Origin of the sequence: Actinomadura sp. NPDC000929 (assembly GCF_040492065.1) — a bacterium.
Classification (GTDB): Bacteria; Actinomycetota; Actinomycetes; order Streptosporangiales; family Streptosporangiaceae; genus Spirillospora; species Spirillospora verrucosospora.
Window position 1 is genome coordinate 37148 of the sequence record NZ_JBEUPA010000042.1, and the last position, 16802, is coordinate 53949.

The 16802-nt window shown below is 71.8% G+C and carries 13 protein-coding genes; 9 read left to right on the top strand and 4 right to left on the bottom strand.

Translation table 11 applies throughout. The annotated features are described in order from the left end of the window. Nucleotides 1–77 precede the first annotated feature (77 nt). Together ABWI04_RS17605 and ABWI04_RS17610 are read left to right on the top strand one after the other, a co-directional pair. Nucleotides 78–1646 carry a cellulose binding domain-containing protein gene (locus ABWI04_RS17605; RefSeq protein WP_345179479.1) on the top strand — a complete coding sequence of 523 codons (1569 nt, stop codon included), beginning with the start codon at nt 78–80 and terminating at the stop codon, nt 1644–1646. A 126-nt stretch (nt 1647–1772) separates the two neighbouring features. After that, nucleotides 1773–2207, top strand: coding sequence for a Fur family transcriptional regulator (locus ABWI04_RS17610; protein ID WP_345179481.1), 435 nt, complete (start codon nt 1773–1775; stop codon nt 2205–2207). Between the two features lie 99 nt (nt 2208–2306). Here the strand turns inward: ABWI04_RS17610 and katG are convergent, their stop codons facing one another. After that, the gene (katG, locus tag ABWI04_RS17615) at nt 2307–4523 is read right to left on the bottom strand and encodes a catalase/peroxidase HPI (RefSeq protein WP_353833065.1); all 2217 of its coding nucleotides are present in this window, start codon (nt 4521–4523) and stop codon (nt 2307–2309) included. Between the two features lie 30 nt (nt 4524–4553). Further along, nucleotides 4554–4958, bottom strand: a complete 405-nt coding sequence (locus ABWI04_RS17620; protein WP_378190713.1) for a Fur family transcriptional regulator — start codon at nt 4956–4958, stop codon at nt 4554–4556. 424 nt (nt 4959–5382) lie between these two features. On the opposite strand from ABWI04_RS17620, the gene ABWI04_RS17625 reads away from it, so the two are divergent. From ABWI04_RS17625 to ABWI04_RS17645, 5 genes are all read left to right on the top strand, one after another. Continuing rightward, nucleotides 5383–6951 carry a chitinase gene (locus ABWI04_RS17625; protein WP_345179487.1) on the top strand — a complete coding sequence of 523 codons (1569 nt, stop codon included), beginning with the start codon at nt 5383–5385 and terminating at the stop codon, nt 6949–6951. Nucleotides 6952–6961: 10 nt separating this feature from the next. Beyond that, nucleotides 6962–8725: a chitinase gene (locus tag ABWI04_RS17630; RefSeq protein ID WP_345179489.1), complete on the top strand. Its 1764-nt coding sequence runs from the start codon at nt 6962–6964 to the stop codon at nt 8723–8725. Nucleotides 8726–8817: 92 nt separating this feature from the next. Continuing rightward, nucleotides 8818–9693 (top strand): lytic polysaccharide monooxygenase auxiliary activity family 9 protein, encoded by an 876-nt coding sequence (locus tag ABWI04_RS17635; RefSeq protein WP_345179490.1) that lies wholly within the window; start codon nt 8818–8820, stop codon nt 9691–9693. A 13-nt stretch (nt 9694–9706) separates the two neighbouring features. Further along, nucleotides 9707–10327 (top strand): DUF305 domain-containing protein, encoded by a 621-nt coding sequence (locus ABWI04_RS17640; RefSeq protein ID WP_353833066.1) that lies wholly within the window; start codon nt 9707–9709, stop codon nt 10325–10327. A gap of 10 nt (nt 10328–10337) precedes the next feature. After that, nucleotides 10338–12899 carry a glycosyl hydrolase family 18 protein gene (locus tag ABWI04_RS17645; RefSeq protein ID WP_353833067.1) on the top strand — a complete coding sequence of 854 codons (2562 nt, stop codon included), beginning with the start codon at nt 10338–10340 and terminating at the stop codon, nt 12897–12899. Between the two features lie 254 nt (nt 12900–13153). Here the strand turns inward: ABWI04_RS17645 and ABWI04_RS17650 are convergent, their stop codons facing one another. Further along, on the bottom strand, nt 13154–13822 hold the full coding sequence (locus tag ABWI04_RS17650; RefSeq protein WP_345179494.1) for a nitroreductase family protein: 669 nt from the start codon (nt 13820–13822) through the stop codon (nt 13154–13156). Between the two features lie 47 nt (nt 13823–13869). Further along, nucleotides 13870–14397, bottom strand: a complete 528-nt coding sequence (locus ABWI04_RS17655) for a VOC family protein (RefSeq protein WP_353833068.1) — start codon at nt 14395–14397, stop codon at nt 13870–13872. A gap of 131 nt (nt 14398–14528) precedes the next feature. On the opposite strand from ABWI04_RS17655, the gene ABWI04_RS17660 reads away from it, so the two are divergent. Continuing rightward, the gene (locus ABWI04_RS17660; protein WP_353833069.1) at nt 14529–15800 is read left to right on the top strand and encodes an acyltransferase family protein; all 1272 of its coding nucleotides are present in this window, start codon (nt 14529–14531) and stop codon (nt 15798–15800) included. Between the two features lie 53 nt (nt 15801–15853). Next, nucleotides 15854–16792, top strand: coding sequence for a hypothetical protein (locus tag ABWI04_RS17665; RefSeq protein ID WP_353833070.1), 939 nt, complete (start codon nt 15854–15856; stop codon nt 16790–16792). Nucleotides 16793–16802: the final 10 nt, after the last annotated feature.

Here is a 16802-nt window from a genome sequence, read left to right on the forward strand (position 1 = left end):
TTCCTATCAGATCGCGCGCGACCGACTCGGGGTTCGGGGGATTCCCGCTCGTCCACGTCTCCTACCCGGGAGTGACATTGCGAAGAAGAAGGCTTCTCCCCGGTTTCCTGCTCACCGCCCTCTGCTCCCTCGTGCTCGCCCTCCTCGTCCCCGTCCAGGCCGGCGCCGCCGCCTCGGTGACGGCGACCTTCGCCAAGGCCTCCGACTGGGGCTCGGGGTACGAGGGCAGGTACACGATCAAGAACGGCACCGCCTCCGCCGTCACCGGCTGGAAGGTGGAGTTCGACCTGCCGTCCGGCTCGTCGGTCGGGACCTACTGGGACGCGCTGCTCACCAAGTCCGGGCAGCACGCCGCGTTCGCCAACCGCGAGTACAACGGGAGCGTCGCCGCCGGCGCCAGCGTCACGTTCGGCTTCATCGTCAACGGGGCCGGGGCGCCGCAGAACTGCACGGTCAACGGCGCCTCCTGCACGGGCGGCGACACGCCTCCGCCCGGCACCCCCTCCGCCCCCGGGACGCCGACCGTGACGGCCAGGACCGACACCTCGCTGACGCTGTCGTGGCAGGCCTCGTCCGGCACGGTCACCGGCTACCGCGTCTACGAGGGCACGGCGGTCAGGGCCACCGCGACCGGGACCGGCGCCACCGTCGGCGGGCTGACCGCCTGCTCGGACCACACCTACACGGTGAAGGCGTACAACACCGCCGGCGAGTCGGCGGCGAGCGGCCCGGTCACGGCCACCACGACCGGCTGCACGGAGCCGCCGCCCGCCAGCCGCCGCGCCGCGCCCTACCTGTACATGGGCTGGGGCGACCCGCCGAGCCCCTCCACCGTCATGAGCGCCACCGGCATCAAGTGGTTCACGATGGCGTTCATCCTGTCCAGCGGCGGCTGCAACCCCGGCTGGGACGGGCAGCGCCCGCTCAAGGGCGGCGTGGACGAGCAGGCGATCTCGCAGATCCGCGCGGCCGGCGGCGACGTGCTGCCCTCCGTCGGCGGCTGGTCGGGCAACAAGCTCGGCCCGAACTGCTCCACGCCCGAGGCGCTGGCCGGCGCGTACCAGAAGGTCATCGACGCCTACGGGCTCAAGGCCATCGACATCGACATCGAGAACAGCGACGAGTTCGAGAACGCCGCCGTGCAGGACCGCGTCCTCGGCGCCCTGAAGATCCTCAAGCAGAACAACCCGGGTCTGCAGACGATCCTGACGTTCGGCACGACCACCACCGGGCCGAACTACTGGGGCAAGCGGCTCATCGACCAGGCCGCGGCGCTGCAGGCGAACGTGGACGTCTTCACGATCATGCCGTTCGACTTCGGCGGCGGCGCGGACATGTACGGCAGCACCGTCAACGCGTCCGAGGGCCTGAAGACGGCGCTGAAGTCGGCGTTCGGGTGGTCGGACGCCACCGCCTACTCGCACATGGGGATCTCCGGCATGAACGGCCTGTCCGACCAGCAGGAGCTCACCTCGACCGCCACCTGGACGAAGATCCGCGACTGGGCGAAGTCCAAGGGCCTGGCCAGGCTGGCGTTCTGGTCGGTCAACCGGGACCGGCCCTGCCCGGGCGGCGGCGTCGCCGAGAACTGCAGCGGCACCGACCAGCAGCCCTGGGAGTTCACCAAGATCACGGCCGGTTTCTGACCGTCCCGCCGGCGGCCCGCGTCCCGGCTCGGGGGACGCGGGCCGCGCCCGCCTCCGGCCCGCCCGGCTAGACTTGCCTCATTTGTTGTCTTAAACGATTCGCGTTTACGAGGAGGGTTCGGCGCCATGACCGCGTCCCAGACCCCGTCCGCCGCCGAGGAGCTGCGCGGCGCCGGACTTCGGGTGACGGCCGCCCGCGTGGCCCTGCTGGACACCGTCCGGGCCGGGGACCACCTCGGCGTCGAGGCGCTCGCCTCGGGCGTGCGCGACCGCGTGGGCCACATCTCCCTGCAGGCGGTGTACGAGGCGCTCCACGCGCTCACCGCGGCCGGGCTGGTCCGCCGCATCGAGCCGGCCGGAAGCCCCGCCCGGTTCGAGGGCCGCGTCGGCGACAACCACCACCACCTGGTGTGCCGGAACTGCGGCGCGATCAAGGACGTCGACTGCGCCGTGGGGCACCCGCCCTGCCTGGACCCGGTGGACGACGCCGGCTACCTCATCGACGAGGCCGACGTCACGTTCTGGGGCCTGTGCCCGGCCTGCCGGACGGACGCCGGCTGACCCGGGCCGCGCCCGGGCCGCGCCCGGCCCGCACAGCCCCGTGACGGCGTCCGGGCCGGCCGCCGAAGCGACCGGCCCGGACGTCCCGGACGTTCCCGATCAGGTGAGGTCGTACCGGTCGAGGTTCATCACCTTGTCCCACGCGGCGACGAAGTCGAGGACGAACTTCTCGCCCGCGTCGTCGCTCGCGTAGACCTCCGAGACGGCGCGCAGCTCGGAGTTCGCGCCGAACACGAGGTCGGCCCGGCTGCCGGTCCACCTGAGCGCCCCCGAGGCGTCGCGCCCCTCGAAGGTCTCAGAGGTCATCGGGTCCTCGCCCGTGCCCTTCCACACCGTGCCCATGTCGAGCAGGTTCACGAAGAAGTCGTTGGTCAGCGCACCGGGGTTGTCGGTGAGGACGCCGAGCGACGACCCGTCGTAGTTCGCCCCGATGGCGCGCAGGCCGCCGACGAGGACCGTCATCTCCGGCGCGGTCAGCGTGAGCAGGTTCGCCCTGTCGACCAGGAGGAACTCGCCCGGCAGGACGTTGCCCTTCTGGAGGAAGTTGCGGAACCCGTCGTGCGTCGGCTCCATCACCTCGAAGGACTCGACGTCGGTCTCCTCCTGGGAGGCGTCGGTGCGCCCCGGCGTGAAGGGCACCTCGACGTCGTACCCGGCGGCCCTGGCGGCCTCCTCGACCCCGGCGCACCCGCCGAGCACGATCAGGTCCGCGATGGAGATCCGCTTGTTGCCGGTCTGCTCGGCGTTGAACGTCTCCTGGACCTGCTCCAGGGTCCGCAGCACGTTCCGCAGCTCGTCGGGGTTGTTGACCTCCCAGCTGCGCTGCGGCTCCAGCCGGATCCGGGCGCCGTTGGCGCCGCCGCGCTTGTCGGTGCCGCGGAACGACGCGGCCGACGCCCACGCGGTGGTGACGAGCTGGGCGACCGACAGCCCGGAGTCCAGCAGGCGGCGCTTGAGCGCGGCGACGTCCTCGGCGTCGACGAGCTCGTGGTCCACCGCCGGGACCGGGTCCTGCCAGATCAGCCTCTCGGACGGGATCTCGGGGCCGAGGTAGCGGCTGACGGGGCCCATGTCGCGGTGGGTCAGCTTGAACCAGGCGCGGGCGAACGCGTCGGCGAACTCGTCCGGGTTCTCCATGAAGCGCCGCGAGATCGGCTCGTAGATCGGGTCGAAGCGCAGCGACAGGTCGGTCGTCAGCATCATCGGCTGGCGGTTCAGCGTGCCGTCCTCCGGGTCGGGGACGGTGTTGGCCCCCGCGCCGTCCTTCGGCCGCCACTGCTGCGCCCCGGCGGGGCTCTCGGTCAGCTCCCACTCGTACCCGAAGAGGACCTCGAAGAAGGTGTTGTCCCACTTGGTGGGGGTGGGCGTCCAGGTGACCTCGAGGCCGCTGGTGTAGGAGTCGCGGCCCTTGCCGGTGCCGTGCGTGCCCTTCCAGCCGAGGCCCATGTCCTCCAGCGGGGCGGCCTCGGGCTCGGCGCCGATGCTGTCGGCCGGCGCGGCGCCGTGCGTCTTGCCGAAGGTGTGGCCGCCGGCGATCAGCGCGACGGTCTCCTCGTCGTTCATCGCCATGCGGCCGAACGTCTCGCGGATGTCGCGCGCCGCGGCGACCGGGTCCGGGTTGCCGTTCGGGCCCTCCGGGTTGACGTAGATGAGGCCCATCTGGACCGCGGCCAGGGGCTTCTCCAGCTCGCGCTCGCCGCTGTAGCGCTCGTCGTCGAGCCAGGCGGTCTCGGGGCCCCAGAAGACGTCCTCCTCGGCCTCCCAGGCGTCGCGGCGGCCGCCGGCGAAGCCGAAGGTCTTCAGGCCCATCGTCTCCAGGGCGACGTTGCCGGCCAGGATCATCAGGTCGGCCCACGAGATCTTGCGGCCGTACTTCTTCTTGACCGGCCACAGCACGCGGCGGGCCTTGTCGAGGCTCGCGTTGTCCGGCCAGCTGTTGAGGGGCGCGAAGCGCTGCTGGCCCGCGCCGGCGCCGCCGCGGCCGTCGCTGACGCGGTAGGTGCCCGCGCTGTGCCACGCCATGCGGATGATCAGCGGCCCGTAGTTGCCGAAGTCGGCGGGCCACCAGTCCTGGGAGTCCGTGAGGACGTGCGCGATGTCCTGCTTCACGGCGGCGAGGTCGAGGCTCTCGAACGCCTCGGCGTAGTTGAAGTCCTCGCCCAGCGGGTTGGCCATGGGCGGGTTCTTGGCGAGCAGTTTCAGGTTGAGCCGTTCCGGCCACCAGCCGCGGTTGCCGCCCCCCTGGGTCGGGTGGGGAGCGCGCTCGTGCGCGACCGGGCAGCCGCCACCGGCGGCGGCTTCGTTCTTCTCGGACATGTGATTCCTTCCAGGGCGACCGTGGGTGAATCAGGAACTGTGGGCGGTTGAGCAGTCGGGGCAGAGGCCCCAGTAGACGACCTCGGCCTCGTCGATCAGGTAGCCGCGGTCGTCGGAGGCCGTCAGGCAGGGCGCCGCGCCCACGGCGCAGTCGACGTCGGCGATGGCCCCGCACGAACGGCAGACGACGTGGTGGTGGTTGTCCCCGATCCGCGACTCGTAGCGGGCCACGGAACCGGACGGCTGGATGCGCCGCAGCAGGCCCGCCGCCGTCAGCGCGCGCAGCGAGTCGTAGACGGCCTGGTGGGAGACCTTCGGGAGTTCCTCGCGCACGGCGCCGATGACCGACTCGGTGTCGGCGTGCGGGTGCGCGTTGACGGCGCTCAGCACCGCCAGCCGCGGGCGGGTCACGCTCAGGGCGGCCGCACGCAGCATCGCGTGGAAGTCCAAGGAGCTGGCCACGACCCCAGACTGTCCCATTTTCTGGAATCAGTCAAGATATTGAATCAACCATGTTCAGGAAGATCGTTTCTTTACCCGCGACCGGCCGCGCACGGGGTCCTCGCGAGCCTAGATCGGGCGGCCGGGCCGGTCACCTGGCGATGTTCGCCGTCGATCGCCGCGAGTTCCGGCGAGAATTGCCGATTTCCAAGATCGCGGGAGCTGGTTCGGTGCGCGAGCTGGGGTGATCCCGGACGCCGGCACGGGGCCCGCACGGCGCCCGCACCAGGGTCTTGCCGACGCCCCGGCCGCTGGCTACCTTGACCCTAAATAGATAGGAAACCTTCCTGTCTAATACGTGAACGATCTCGGGGTTCGGGGGAATCCGCCAGCCTGCCTGAAGCGATGGAGTGAGCCCTTGCGCCCCCGCTCTGCCCTCGGCGTCCTCGCCGCCCTGCTCCTCGTCCTCGCCCTCGCGCCCGGCGCGCACGCCGCCGGCGCCGCCGCCGCGACCTTCACCAAGCCCTCCGACTGGGGCTCGGGCTGGGAGGGACGCTTCACCCTCACCAACGGCACCGACACCGCGATCAACGGGTGGCGGGTCGAGTTCGACCTGCCGTCCGGGACGTCCGTCGGCTCCTACTGGGACGCGCTGCTGACGAAGAACGGCCAGCGGAACACGTTCCAGAACCGCGAGTACAACGCCGTCCTGCCGCCCGGAGGGTCCGTCACGTTCGGCTTCCTCGGGAACGGTCCCGGGAGCCCGCAGAACTGCACGTTCAACGGGCGGCCCTGCGCGGGCGGGCCGACCGATCCCCCGGGCGGGCTCGGCGCCCCCGGCACGCCCACGGTCACCGGACGGACCGACACCTCGCTGACGCTGGCCTGGCAGCCCGGAAGCGGGACGCCCACCGGGCACCGCGTCTACGAGGGCCCGGACCTGAAGGCGACGGTCACCGGGACCTCCGCCACGGTCGGCGGGCTCGCCAAGTGCTCGACGCACACCTACACGGTCAGGGCCTACGACGACAAGGGCGAGTCGCCGGCCAGCGCGGCCGTCACCGGGACGACCGGCGGGTGCGCGACCGGACCGCTGCCCAAGCACTTCCTGACCGGCTACTGGCACGACTTCGTCAACCCGGCGCAGGAGATCAGGCTCTCGCAGGTCCCGGACCAGTACGACCTGGTCGCCGTGGCCTTCGGCGAGGCGACCGGCCGGTCCGGCGAGGTCTCGTTCCGCCTCGACCCCGAGCTCTCCACGGCCCTCGGCGGCTACACCGACGCGCAGTTCAAGGCCGACATCGCCGGCCTGCACGCCAGGGGCAAGAAGGTCATCCTGTCGGTCGGCGGCGAGAAGGGCGCCATCCGGGTCGCGGACGGCGCGTCCGCGCAGCTCTTCGCCGACTCGGTGTCCGGGCTGATGACGCAGTACGGGTTCGACGGCGTCGACATCGACCTGGAGAACGGCCTCAACCCGACCTTCATGGAGCAGGCGCTGCGGGCGCTGCGCGCCAAGGCCGGCGCCGACCTGATCATCACGATGGCGCCGCAGACGCTCGACATGCAGTCGACCGGCGCGTCGTACTTCCAGCTCGCGCTGAAGATCAAGGACATCCTCACCGTCGTCCACATGCAGTACTACAACTCGGGCGCGATGCTCGGCTGCGACCAGAAGGTGTACGGGCAGGGGACGGTCGACTTCATGACCGCGCTGGCCTGCATCCAGCTGGAGAACGGGCTGCGCCCCGACCAGGTGTCGCTCGGGCTCCCGGCCGGGCCCGGCGCGGCGGGCGGCGGGGTCGTGGCCCCGTCGGCCGTCAACAACGCGCTCGACTGCCTCGCCAAGGGGACCGGCTGCGGCACGTTCAAGCCGTCGCGCACCTACCCCGACATCCGCGGCGCGATGACGTGGTCCGTCAACTGGGACGTCACCAACGGCGGCGGCTTCGCCGGGACCGTCGGCCCGCACCTGGACACCCTGCCGTAGGGAGGCCGCCATGAAGAGGATCTGGGTTGTGGCGGCCATGGTCGCCGGGCTGCTGACCGGGGTCACCGCCCCGGCCCACGCGGACAACATCCTGGCCAACGCCGGGTTCGAGAGCGGTTCGCTCAGCCCCTGGACGTGCGACGGCGGCTCGGTCGTGACGAGCCCTGCGCGGACGGGCGGGCACGCGCTCGCGGGCGGGGTGTCGGCCGGGAGCACCGGCCAGTGCACGCAGACCGTGAGCGTGAAGGCGAACACCGCGTACACGCTGTCGGCCTGGGTGCGCGGCAGCTACGTCTACCTCGGCGTGACGGGCGGGACGTCCGCGTGGACGCCGTCCGCCGCCGACTTCACCAAGCTGTCGCTGACGTTCACGACCGGCGCCGACCAGACGTCCGCGCAGATCTACCTGCACGGCTGGTACGGCAACGGCGCGTACTACGCCGACGACGTCGCCCTCGACGGTCCCGGCGGCGCGCCGCAGCCGGGCGTCCCGGGCGCGCCCGGCGCCCCGAGGACCGGCGCGGTCACCGACGGCTCGATCGCCCTCCAGTGGGGGGCGTCGTCCGGGACGGTCACCGGCTACCGCGTCTACGAGGGCACCGCGGTCAAGGCCACGGTCACCGGGACGGCCGCCACCGTCTCGGGCCTGGCCGCGTGCAGCTCGCACACCTTCACGGTCGCCGCCTACAACGACGTCGGCGAGTCGGTGAGATCAGGGCCCGTCAGCGCGCGGACCAGCGGCTGCACCGACACCGGGCTGCCCAGGCACGCGCTCGTCGGCTACCTGCACGCGAGCTTCGCCAACGGCTCCGGCTACGTGCGGATGGCGGACGTCCCGGACGCGTGGGACATCATCGACCTCGCGTTCGGCGAGCCGACGTCGCCCACCTCCGGCGACATCCGGTTCGCCCGCTGCCCGGCGAGCGAGTGCGCGAACGTGGAGAGCGACGAGGAGTTCGTCGCCGCGATCCGCGCGAAGCAGGCGCAGGGCAAGAAGGTGCTGATCTCGATCGGCGGCCAGAACGGGCAGGTGCAGCTCACGACGGCGGCCGCGCGGGACGCGTTCGTCCGGTCGGTGTCGGCCATCATCGACAGGTACGGGCTGGACGGCCTCGACGTCGACTTCGAGGGCCACTCGCTCTACCTGAACGCGGGCGACACCGACTTCCGCGACCCGACCACCCCGGTCATCGTCAACCTGATCTCGGCGCTGAAGTCGCTGAAGGCGAAGTACGGGGCGAAGTTCGTCCTGACGATGGCGCCCGAGACGTTCTTCGTGCAGGTCGGGCACCAGTTCTACGGCGGCGCGGGCGGCGGCGACAACCGGACGGGCGCGTACCTGCCGGTGATCGACGCGATGCGGGACGACCTGACCGTCCTGCACGTCCAGGACTACAACTCCGGGCCGGTGATGGGCCTGGACGGCCAGTACCACACGATGGGCGGCGCCGACTTCCACATCGCGATGACCGACATGGTGAAGGCCGGGTTCCCGGTCGCGAACACCGGCCGCACGTTCCCCGGGCTGCGCCCCGACCAGATCGCGGTCGGCCTGCCCGCCGCGGTCAGCGCCGGCAACGGGCACACGCCGCCCGCCCAGGTGCAGCAGGCCGTGAACTGCCTGGTCAAGGGGCAGAACTGCGGGTCCTACACGCTCCGCGGCGGGACGTCCCCCGATCTGCGCGGCCTGATGACGTGGTCGATCAACTGGGACCGCTACTACGGCTGGGAGTTCATGAACAGCCACGAGCCCTTCCTGAACGGCCTGCCCTGAGCCGCCCTCCCCGACCGGCCTTCCGGACCGGCCTCCCCCTGACCCGCCCCCCGCCTCCTTCACCGGACCCCACCCCCACCGGAAGGAAACCCATGCGATCGACCCGCAGGAAGGCCGCCGTGGCGGCGGCCGCGGTGCCGGCCGCGTCCGCGCTGGCCGTGCTCGGCACGGCGACGGCCGCGAGCGCGCACGGCACGATGTCCGATCCGCCCAGCCGCGTGTACGTGTGCAACCAGGAGGGCCCCGAGAGCCCCAAGTCGGAGGCGTGCAAGGCGGCCGTCGCGGCCAGCGGCGCGCAGGCCTTCTACGACTGGAACGAGGTGTCGCTGCTGGACGCGGGCGGGCGGCACCGGGAGATCATCCCGGACGGGCAGCTGTGCAGCGCCGGACGGGCCAAGTACCGGGGCCTGGACCTCCGGCGCGCGGACTGGCCCGCCAAGCCGATGAGGGCGGGCCAGCAGACGATCACCTACCGCGCGTCCGCGCCGCACGGGGACAGCAACTTCGAGTTCTACCTCACCCGCGAAGGCTGGGACCCGACACAGCCGCTGCGCTGGGGCGACCTCGTCCCGCTGGCGAGCTTCACGCACCAGAACCCGTCCGAGTACACCAACTGGACGCTGAACATCCCGCCGCGGACGGGCCGCCACATCCTGTACTCGATCTGGCAGCGGGTGCTGGGAAGCCAGGAGGCGTTCTACACCTGCTCCGACGTCGACTTCGGCGGGACGAACAACCCGACCCCGACCCCGACTCCCACTCCGACCCCCACGCCCACCGAGACGCCGACGCCCACGCCGACTCCCACGCCGACCGGGACGCCGGGCGGGACGTGGAAGGCGGGGACGGCCTACGCCGCGGGCGACCGGGTGACCTACGGCGGCGCGACCTACGCGTGCCGCCAGGCGCACACGGCGATCGCCGGCTGGGAGCCCCCGACCACGGCCGCGCTCTGGCAGCCGGTCTGACGAGCCCGCGACGATGAGGCGCGGCCTGACGACGTCCGGCTCGCTGGCGCTTGTCGCCGCGTGCGTCGTCCTGCTCGCGGTCCAGTGCGGGGCCGGCGGCGGTCCGCCGTCGCCGGTCCCCGTGCAGGCGCGCGGCGGGACCGGATTCAACTCCACCGACGTCATGTTCCTGCAGATGATGGTCCCGCATCAGGGCCAGGGCGTGAAGCTGGCCCGGACGGCCCGCGGGCGTGCCGTCCGCCCCGAGGTCGCGACCCTTGCCGCGGCGATCGAGACGACGCAGCTCGCCGAGATCAGTGACATGGCGGGACGCCTGAGGGCCTGGCACCGGCCGCCGACGGCGGACCCGCACTCCCACGAGCACGACCTGCACGGCGGAATGCCCGAGACCACCGACGCCGAGCTGGAGGCGCTGGCGAGGACGCCGCCGGACCGGTTCGAGCGCGCCTTCCTCGACCTGCTGATCGCCCACCAGGACGACGCCGTCCAGCTGGCGCGGCTGGAGACCGGCAGGGGCGAGGACGCCTGGACGAGGCGGCTCGCGCGGCGCGTCGACAGCTCACGCTCGGCCGAGATCGACCGGATGCTGGCGCTCCTCGGTTCCCCGACCCCGAAGAACCACCCCCAGAAGTAGGTGTTCGCGCATGCGCAGATTAATCGGAATCCTTGTCGCCTTCGTGGTCGTGGCGGCGCTGGCCGCCGCGCCCGCGCAGGCGGCCGACCGGCTGACGGCGACGTTCAGCCTGTCCGGCACGACGGGCAAGTACGTGGTCGGCAACCCCGGGACGGCCGACGTCAGCGGCTGGAAGCTCGTCTTCGAACTGCCCGCCGGGGTGACGGCGAGCAACCCGCAGAACGCCGCGCTGTCGCAGAACGGCACGAAGGTGACGCTGACCCCGGCGTTCTACATCAACACCGTCAAGGCGGGCGGGACCACCGAGCCCTACAGCCCGACGTTCACGCTCAGCTCCGCCGCCCAGCCGACGAGCTGCACGCTGAACGGCGCGAACTGCGACGGGACGGGTGAACCGCCGCCCGCGCCGGCCGGGATCACCGCCGAGTACACGGTCAGCGGGACCCAGGCCAAGTTCGTCGTCGCGAACCACACCAGCGCGTCGATCAGCAACTGGTCGGTCGTGTTCGACCTGCCGGCGGGCGTGACCGCGAGCGGCGCCGACAACGGGACGGTCAGCCAGAGCGGCACCACGGTCACCCTCAGCCCCGTCTACTACAACTCCACGATCGGGGCCGGGCGGACGACCGAGCCCTACAGCCCGACGTTCACCGTCAGCAGGTCCGGCGCCGAGCCGACGAGCTGCCGCGTCAACGACGTCAACTGCGACGGCGCCGCCGACGTGCCGCCGGGCGCGCCCGGCGGCCTGAAGTCCACGGTCAGGACGACCAGGACCGTGTCGCTGGCCTGGGACGCGGCGAAGGCGGGCAGCCTGCCGGTCACCGCGTACGAGGTCTACAACGGGTCGGCTCTCGCGACCACCGTCCCCGAGACGAACGCCACGGTCACCGGCCTCACCCCGAACACCGAGTACACGTTCACGGTGAAGGCCCGCGACCGGAAGGGGAACCTGTCCCCCGCCAGCGCGCCCGTCACCGTCAGGACCAACGACCCAGCCGCGGACACGCAGGCGCCGTCCGTCCCGACCGGGCTGCAGAGCACCGGCAAGGACTCCGCCAGCGTGAAGCTCGCGTGGACGGCCTCGACCGACAACACCGGCGTCGCGAACTACGACGTGCTGGTGGACGGGAAGGTCGCCACGACCGTGGCCGGCACCAGCGCCACGGTCGCGGGGCTCTCGCCGTCCACCGAGTACGCGTTCGCCGTCCGGGCGCGCGACCTGTACGACAACGTGTCGGCGGCGAGCGCGGCAGTGAAGGTGAAGACCGACGACGTGGTCAGCGGCGGCTACGCGCGCGTCGGCTACTTCGTCCAGTGGGGCATCTACGGCCGCCAGTACTTCGTGAAGAACCTGGACACCACCGGCAACGCGGCCCGCCTCACCCACATCAACTACGCGTTCGCGAACGTCGACCCGGTCAACATGACGTGCCTCCAGGGCGTCACGAAGGGCACCACGGCCGACCCGCAGGACCCGAGCCAGGGCGACGGAGCGGGCGACGCCGAGGCCGACTACGGGCGCCCGTTCAGCGCCGCCCAGTCGGTGGACGGCGTCGCCGACACGGGCTGGGAGAAGCTGCGCGGCAACTACAACCAGCTGAAGAAGCTCAAGGCCAAGTACCCGAAGCTGAAGGTGCTGATCTCGATCGGCGGCTGGACGTACTCCAAGTACTTCTCCGACGTCGCCAGGACCGACGCGTCCCGCAGGAAGTTCGCCGCGTCCTGCATCGACACCTACATCAAGGGCAACCTGCCCGACTACAACGGCGCGGGCGGTCCGGGCACGGCCGCCGGGATCTTCGACGGCATCGACCTCGACTGGGAGTGGCCGGGCGCCGAGGGCCACGCGGGCAACCACGTCAGCCCGGACGACAAGCACAACAACACGCTGCTCATCGCCGAGTTCCGCCGCCAGCTCGACGAGCTGACGAAGTCGACCGGCAAGCGCTACCTGCTGTCGGCGTTCACCCCCGCCGACCCCGCGAAGATCGACGCGGGCTGGGAGCTGGCGGAGGTCGCCAAGTCCATGGACATCTTCAACGTCCAGGGCTACGACTTCCACGGCGCGGGCAGCGACAACTCCTGGGAGCCCAACCGGACGGGCCACCAGGGCAACCTCTACGCCGATACCGACGACCCGTACCCGTTCCACTTCAGCGTCGAGAACGCGGTCAAGCCGTACCTGGACGCCGGGGTGAACCCGCGCAAGCTCACGCTCGGCCTCGCCTACTACGGCCGCGGCTGGCAGAACGTGACCGACGGCGGCAAGAGCGGCGAATGGCAGGCCGCCAAGGGCGCGGCGCCCGGGCAGTTCCAGGAGGAGGCCGGGACGCGCGGCTACAGCAACCTGATCGCCAGCGTGCCCAACTGCCGGGTCGTCCACGACGAGCAGGCGGTGGCAACGTCCTGCTACACCGGCGACAACGGCCAGTGGTGGACCTTCGACGACGCCTGGTCGATCCAGAAGAAGACCGCCTGGCTGCGGAGCAAGAACCTGCTCGGCGCCATGATCTGGGAGATGTCCGGCGACCCGGGCGTCCTGACCAAGGCCCTCGACGACGGCCTGAAATGAGCGGGCCCGAGATGACGGCCTGAGATGACGGCCTGAGCCCGTCCCGTCCCCGATCCCAGGGCCGGCGTCGCTGCCCGCTCGCGGCGCCGGCCCTGTTCCATGCCCGGACGCCGTCCCCGGGGCCTCCCTCTCCGGTCCGGAAGCCGGCGGTCCCGCGTGCGTCTGGCGCGTAGACGGGGATCACGCGGGGCCGCCGGTGTCTCCGGGGCGCACTCCGGATCCTAGACGCTTATTGGCGCTGCGACAATAAGCTCTCACCAGCGGTCGAGGTGGAGGATCTCCTCCAGCGGGACCCGCGGGGCCGGGCGGAAGGTGTCGCCGGTGTAGTAGGCGGTCGGGATGAGCGCGCCCTGGCGGACGTCCTCGGGAAGGCCGAGCAGTTCGGCGACCTCCCGCTCGTAGACCAGGTGCAGGGACGTCCAGGCGGTGCCGAGTCCGCGGGCGCGCGCCGCGAGGGCGTAGTTCCAGACGGCGGGCAGCAGCGAGCCCCACAGGCCCGCCTGGTTGCCCTCCGGCAGCCGTCCGCCGGGCACGCGCAGGCACGGGATCAGCAGGACCGGCACGTCGCCCATGCGGTCGGCCAGGTGGGCGGCGCTCTCCCCGACGCGGCGCTGCACCTCGGCCCGCTCCGGGTCCCCCTCGTACTGCGCGCCGCCGGCGCCGCCGGCCTGCGCGTAGGCGGCGAACGCCCGCCGATAGTGCTCGCCGATCGCCGCGCGGGTCCCGGGATCGGTGACGACGATCCACTGCCAGCCCTGCCGGTTGCTGCCGCTCGGCGCCTGCACGGCGATCTCCAGGCACTCGCGGACCAGCTCCATGGGGACGGGGCGGTCGAGGTCGAGGCGCTTGCGCACGGTGCGCGTCGTGGTGAGCAGCTCGTCCGGGCTCAGCGGCAGCGTGGTCTTACCCTGGTCGGTCGTCATGCCACCATCGTCCCCCGGCGGCCCCGGGTTACCCGGGAGGGCCGCCGTCAGCCGGTGTCGACGACCGGGTTGAGGAAGACGTCCTTCGCCTCCCGCGGGGTGAGGTCCGTGCGGCCGGTGAGGTCGTTGCGCGCGTCGGTGAACCGGAACCGGTAGCCGCCGGGCGGCAGGTGCCCGATCTCCCACCAGTTGCCGTCGAGGTCCTTGATGTAGAAGGAGTAGACGCCGTGCTGGCGGACGGGCTTGTTGAGCTCCCTGACCCCGTACTCCTCGCCGGTCTCCGCTATCGCGCGGTAGGCCTCGTCCACCTCCTCGTCGCTGCCCACGTCGATCCCGTTGTGGTAGAGCAGCGGCATGTCGGGGCGGTCCGGCCTGGACTCCACGCACACGTAGGTGTGGTCGCCGCCGAGCCGGACGTAGAGGACCGCCGTCATCGGCTGGACGACCTCCAGGCCGAGCACCTCCTCGTAGAAGCGCCGCGTCGCCGCCACATCAGTGATCTTCAGCGTGCCGTGCGAAAGGAAACGCGGCTTGATCGCGGGTTCCCTGGTCGAGCGATGCGTGATTCCCGGCACTTCTCCTCCGATCCGCCGCATTCGGCGCGGCGAGCGAGAAACCTTTCTCGTCCATTTCACGGCAGATATTCGATTAAGGGAAGGCCTGAGCTGGATGGTGGAGATGAGACGAGAGCTACTAGTCTGTCGGAATGCTTCCCGCTTTGGGTGTTTCCCCCATATCGTCCAGGCTTGGGTGGCTCGATGCGCTGCGGGGGGCCGCGGCCCTGGCGGTGGCGCTGCACCACGCGAGCTACGTGTACCTGCCCGAGCTGCGGGTGCGCCTCGCCGACTGGTTCGACCCCGGCCTGTTCGGCGTCCTGGTGTTCTTCCTGGTCAGCGGGTACATCGTGCCCGCCTCGCTGGAGCGGCGCGGCAGCGTGCGCGGGTTCTGGGTCGGCCGGTTCTTCCGCATCTACCCGCTGCTGGCGGTGACGTGCCTCCTCGCCGTCCTGCCTTTCCTGCTGGGCGTGCTCGGGCTCCGGGCGGGGCTTGAGCAGTACTCCCCCGCGACCGCCGTCCTCGCGCACATGACGATGCTGCAGGACGTCCTCAACGTCCCGAACGCGATGAACGTGCTGTGGACGCTCTCCTACGAGATGGCCTTCTACCTGCTGGTCGTCGCCCTGTTCATCGTCGGCGGGCACCGCCGCTCGGCCCCGGCCGCCGTGGTCCTCACCGTGGTCGCGCTGGCGGCGGTCGCGCTGACCGCCTGCGGCCTGCTGACCGGCGCGTACGCCCCCGCCGCCCTGCTGTCGCGCACCGCGGGGACGGGCCCGGTGGTCGCGGTGACGGTGGCCGCCCTGGCGGTGGCGATCCCGGCGGCGTCGTCCCGGCGTCCCGCGCCGCGCCTCGCGGGCGGACTGCTCGGCGGGCTGCTCGCCCTCGCGCTGGTCGCGGTCAACGGCCGCCTCGGCGCGTGGGAGGGCCTGCTCATGCTGGCGGCCATGTTCACGGGCACCGCCGTGCACCGCGCCGAGCACGGCCAGATCTCCCGGCGCGCGGCCGGAGCGACGGGCGCGGCGGTCCTGACGGGCGCGCTCGCCGCCGGGACGTGGAACGCCGCCCCCTACGGCCGCAACGCCCAGCTCGTGTGGTGCGGCGCTGTCCTGGCGGCGTCCGCGACGTTCGCGGCGGGCTGGCGGCTGCGGAACCGGAGCTTCCCCGCCTGGGCGACCGGTCTCGGCACCATCAGCTTCTCGCTGTACCTGCTGCATCCGCTGCTGCTCATGGTGGCCGCGCAATTCCTCGGCGCTTCCGGACGCGAGGACGCGGCCGGCCTCGCACTGTTCCTTCTCGTCCTGGTGGCGGCGAGCTGGGCCTCGCAGCGCTGGATCGAGGCGCCCGCGCAAAGGCTGGGACGGCGCCTGGCCCGCTCGCGCACTCCGGACGCGCGGCGGGAACAGCACGCCCTCGCCTCCTGATCGGCTCACTTAATAGCGTGCAGTGATTTATGGCGCTCTGTCACCATGGCGCGGTGAACATCTGGCTTGAGGCATTGGTCGTCCGGAACACGCATCGCATTCCCGCGCCGTCCGGTCCGTCCGGAGAAGGGGCGACGGTGGCGCGGCAGTTCGACGCCGCCCTGATGTCGGTCGGCTTCAAGCTCTCCGCGGACGTCCTGCGCGCGCTGTCGGGGCTGTCGGAGCAGACCGTCCGGAGCGTCGCGGTGCGCACGCTCGCCACCGTCCGCGAGATGGCGGGCGACCACGTCCGGCACAACTCCTACTTCCGCGACTTCCCCCGCAACGTGCCCGACACCCTGGACTTCTGGCTCGGGCTCCTCCACGAGACGCTTCAGGACGCCGCGCTCGCCCCGGCGGCGCGCGGCGCCCTGCGAGACGGCGTTCTCGACCTGCTCACCCTCAAGGGCTACGGCCGCTACCAGCACACCTACGAGGAGATGCTGGCGGCGCAGGACGAGCTGGTCACCGCCGCGGGCGACCGGGTGACCGTCCTGCACCTCGGGCGGGCCCTCGCCGAGGAGGCCGCGGAGCTGTACCTGCGGCTCGCCGAGAGCACCACGCCGCTGGGCGAGGAGGACCTGGAGACCCTGGAGAAGCTGGCCGCGCACCACGCCTCCGGCCCCCATCCCGAGCGGATCCCCGTCCGGGAGAACCGCGCCGTGATCAACCGGGTCCGCCTGGCGCTGGGCGCCGGCCTGCTCGTCGACACGGTCACCGACGTGCTGCGCCTGGCGTGCGCGCTGTCGGACGGCGACGTGACCCTCCAGGAGCCCACGCGGTTCGTCTCGATGCCGCGCCCCACGCGCCGGGCGCTGCTCGCCGCGCTCGACGGCGTCGTCCGCGACGACCCCGGCAAGCTCGGCGACCGAAGTTCTGGAACTGCTCCGCCTTCAGAGTGGCGTCGATCAGCGGGATCGCCTCCTTCTCCTCGTGCGCGAGGTGCGCGGTGAGGGCGGTGGC

Bases quoted from the DNA above. Each gene is read 5' to 3' on its own strand.
- ABWI04_RS17610 (WP_345179481.1), top strand. From the start codon at position 1,773: ATGACCGCGTCCCAGACCCCGTCCGCCGCCGAGGAGCTGCGCGGCGCC.
- katG (WP_353833065.1), bottom strand. From the start codon at position 4,523: ATGTCCGAGAAGAACGAAGCCGCCGCCGGTGGCGGCTGCCCGGTCGCG.
- ABWI04_RS17620 (WP_378190713.1), bottom strand. From the start codon at position 4,958: ATGCTGCGTGCGGCCGCCCTGAGCGTGACCCGCCCGCGGCTGGCGGTG.
- ABWI04_RS17630 (WP_345179489.1), top strand. From the start codon at position 6,962: ATGAAGAGGATCTGGGTTGTGGCGGCCATGGTCGCCGGGCTGCTGACC.
- ABWI04_RS17635 (WP_345179490.1), top strand. From the start codon at position 8,818: ATGCGATCGACCCGCAGGAAGGCCGCCGTGGCGGCGGCCGCGGTGCCG.
- ABWI04_RS17640 (WP_353833066.1), top strand. From the start codon at position 9,707: ATGAGGCGCGGCCTGACGACGTCCGGCTCGCTGGCGCTTGTCGCCGCG.
- ABWI04_RS17645 (WP_353833067.1), top strand. From the start codon at position 10,338: ATGCGCAGATTAATCGGAATCCTTGTCGCCTTCGTGGTCGTGGCGGCG.
- ABWI04_RS17650 (WP_345179494.1), bottom strand. From the start codon at position 13,822: ATGACGACCGACCAGGGTAAGACCACGCTGCCGCTGAGCCCGGACGAG.
- ABWI04_RS17660 (WP_353833069.1), top strand. From the start codon at position 14,529: ATGCTTCCCGCTTTGGGTGTTTCCCCCATATCGTCCAGGCTTGGGTGG.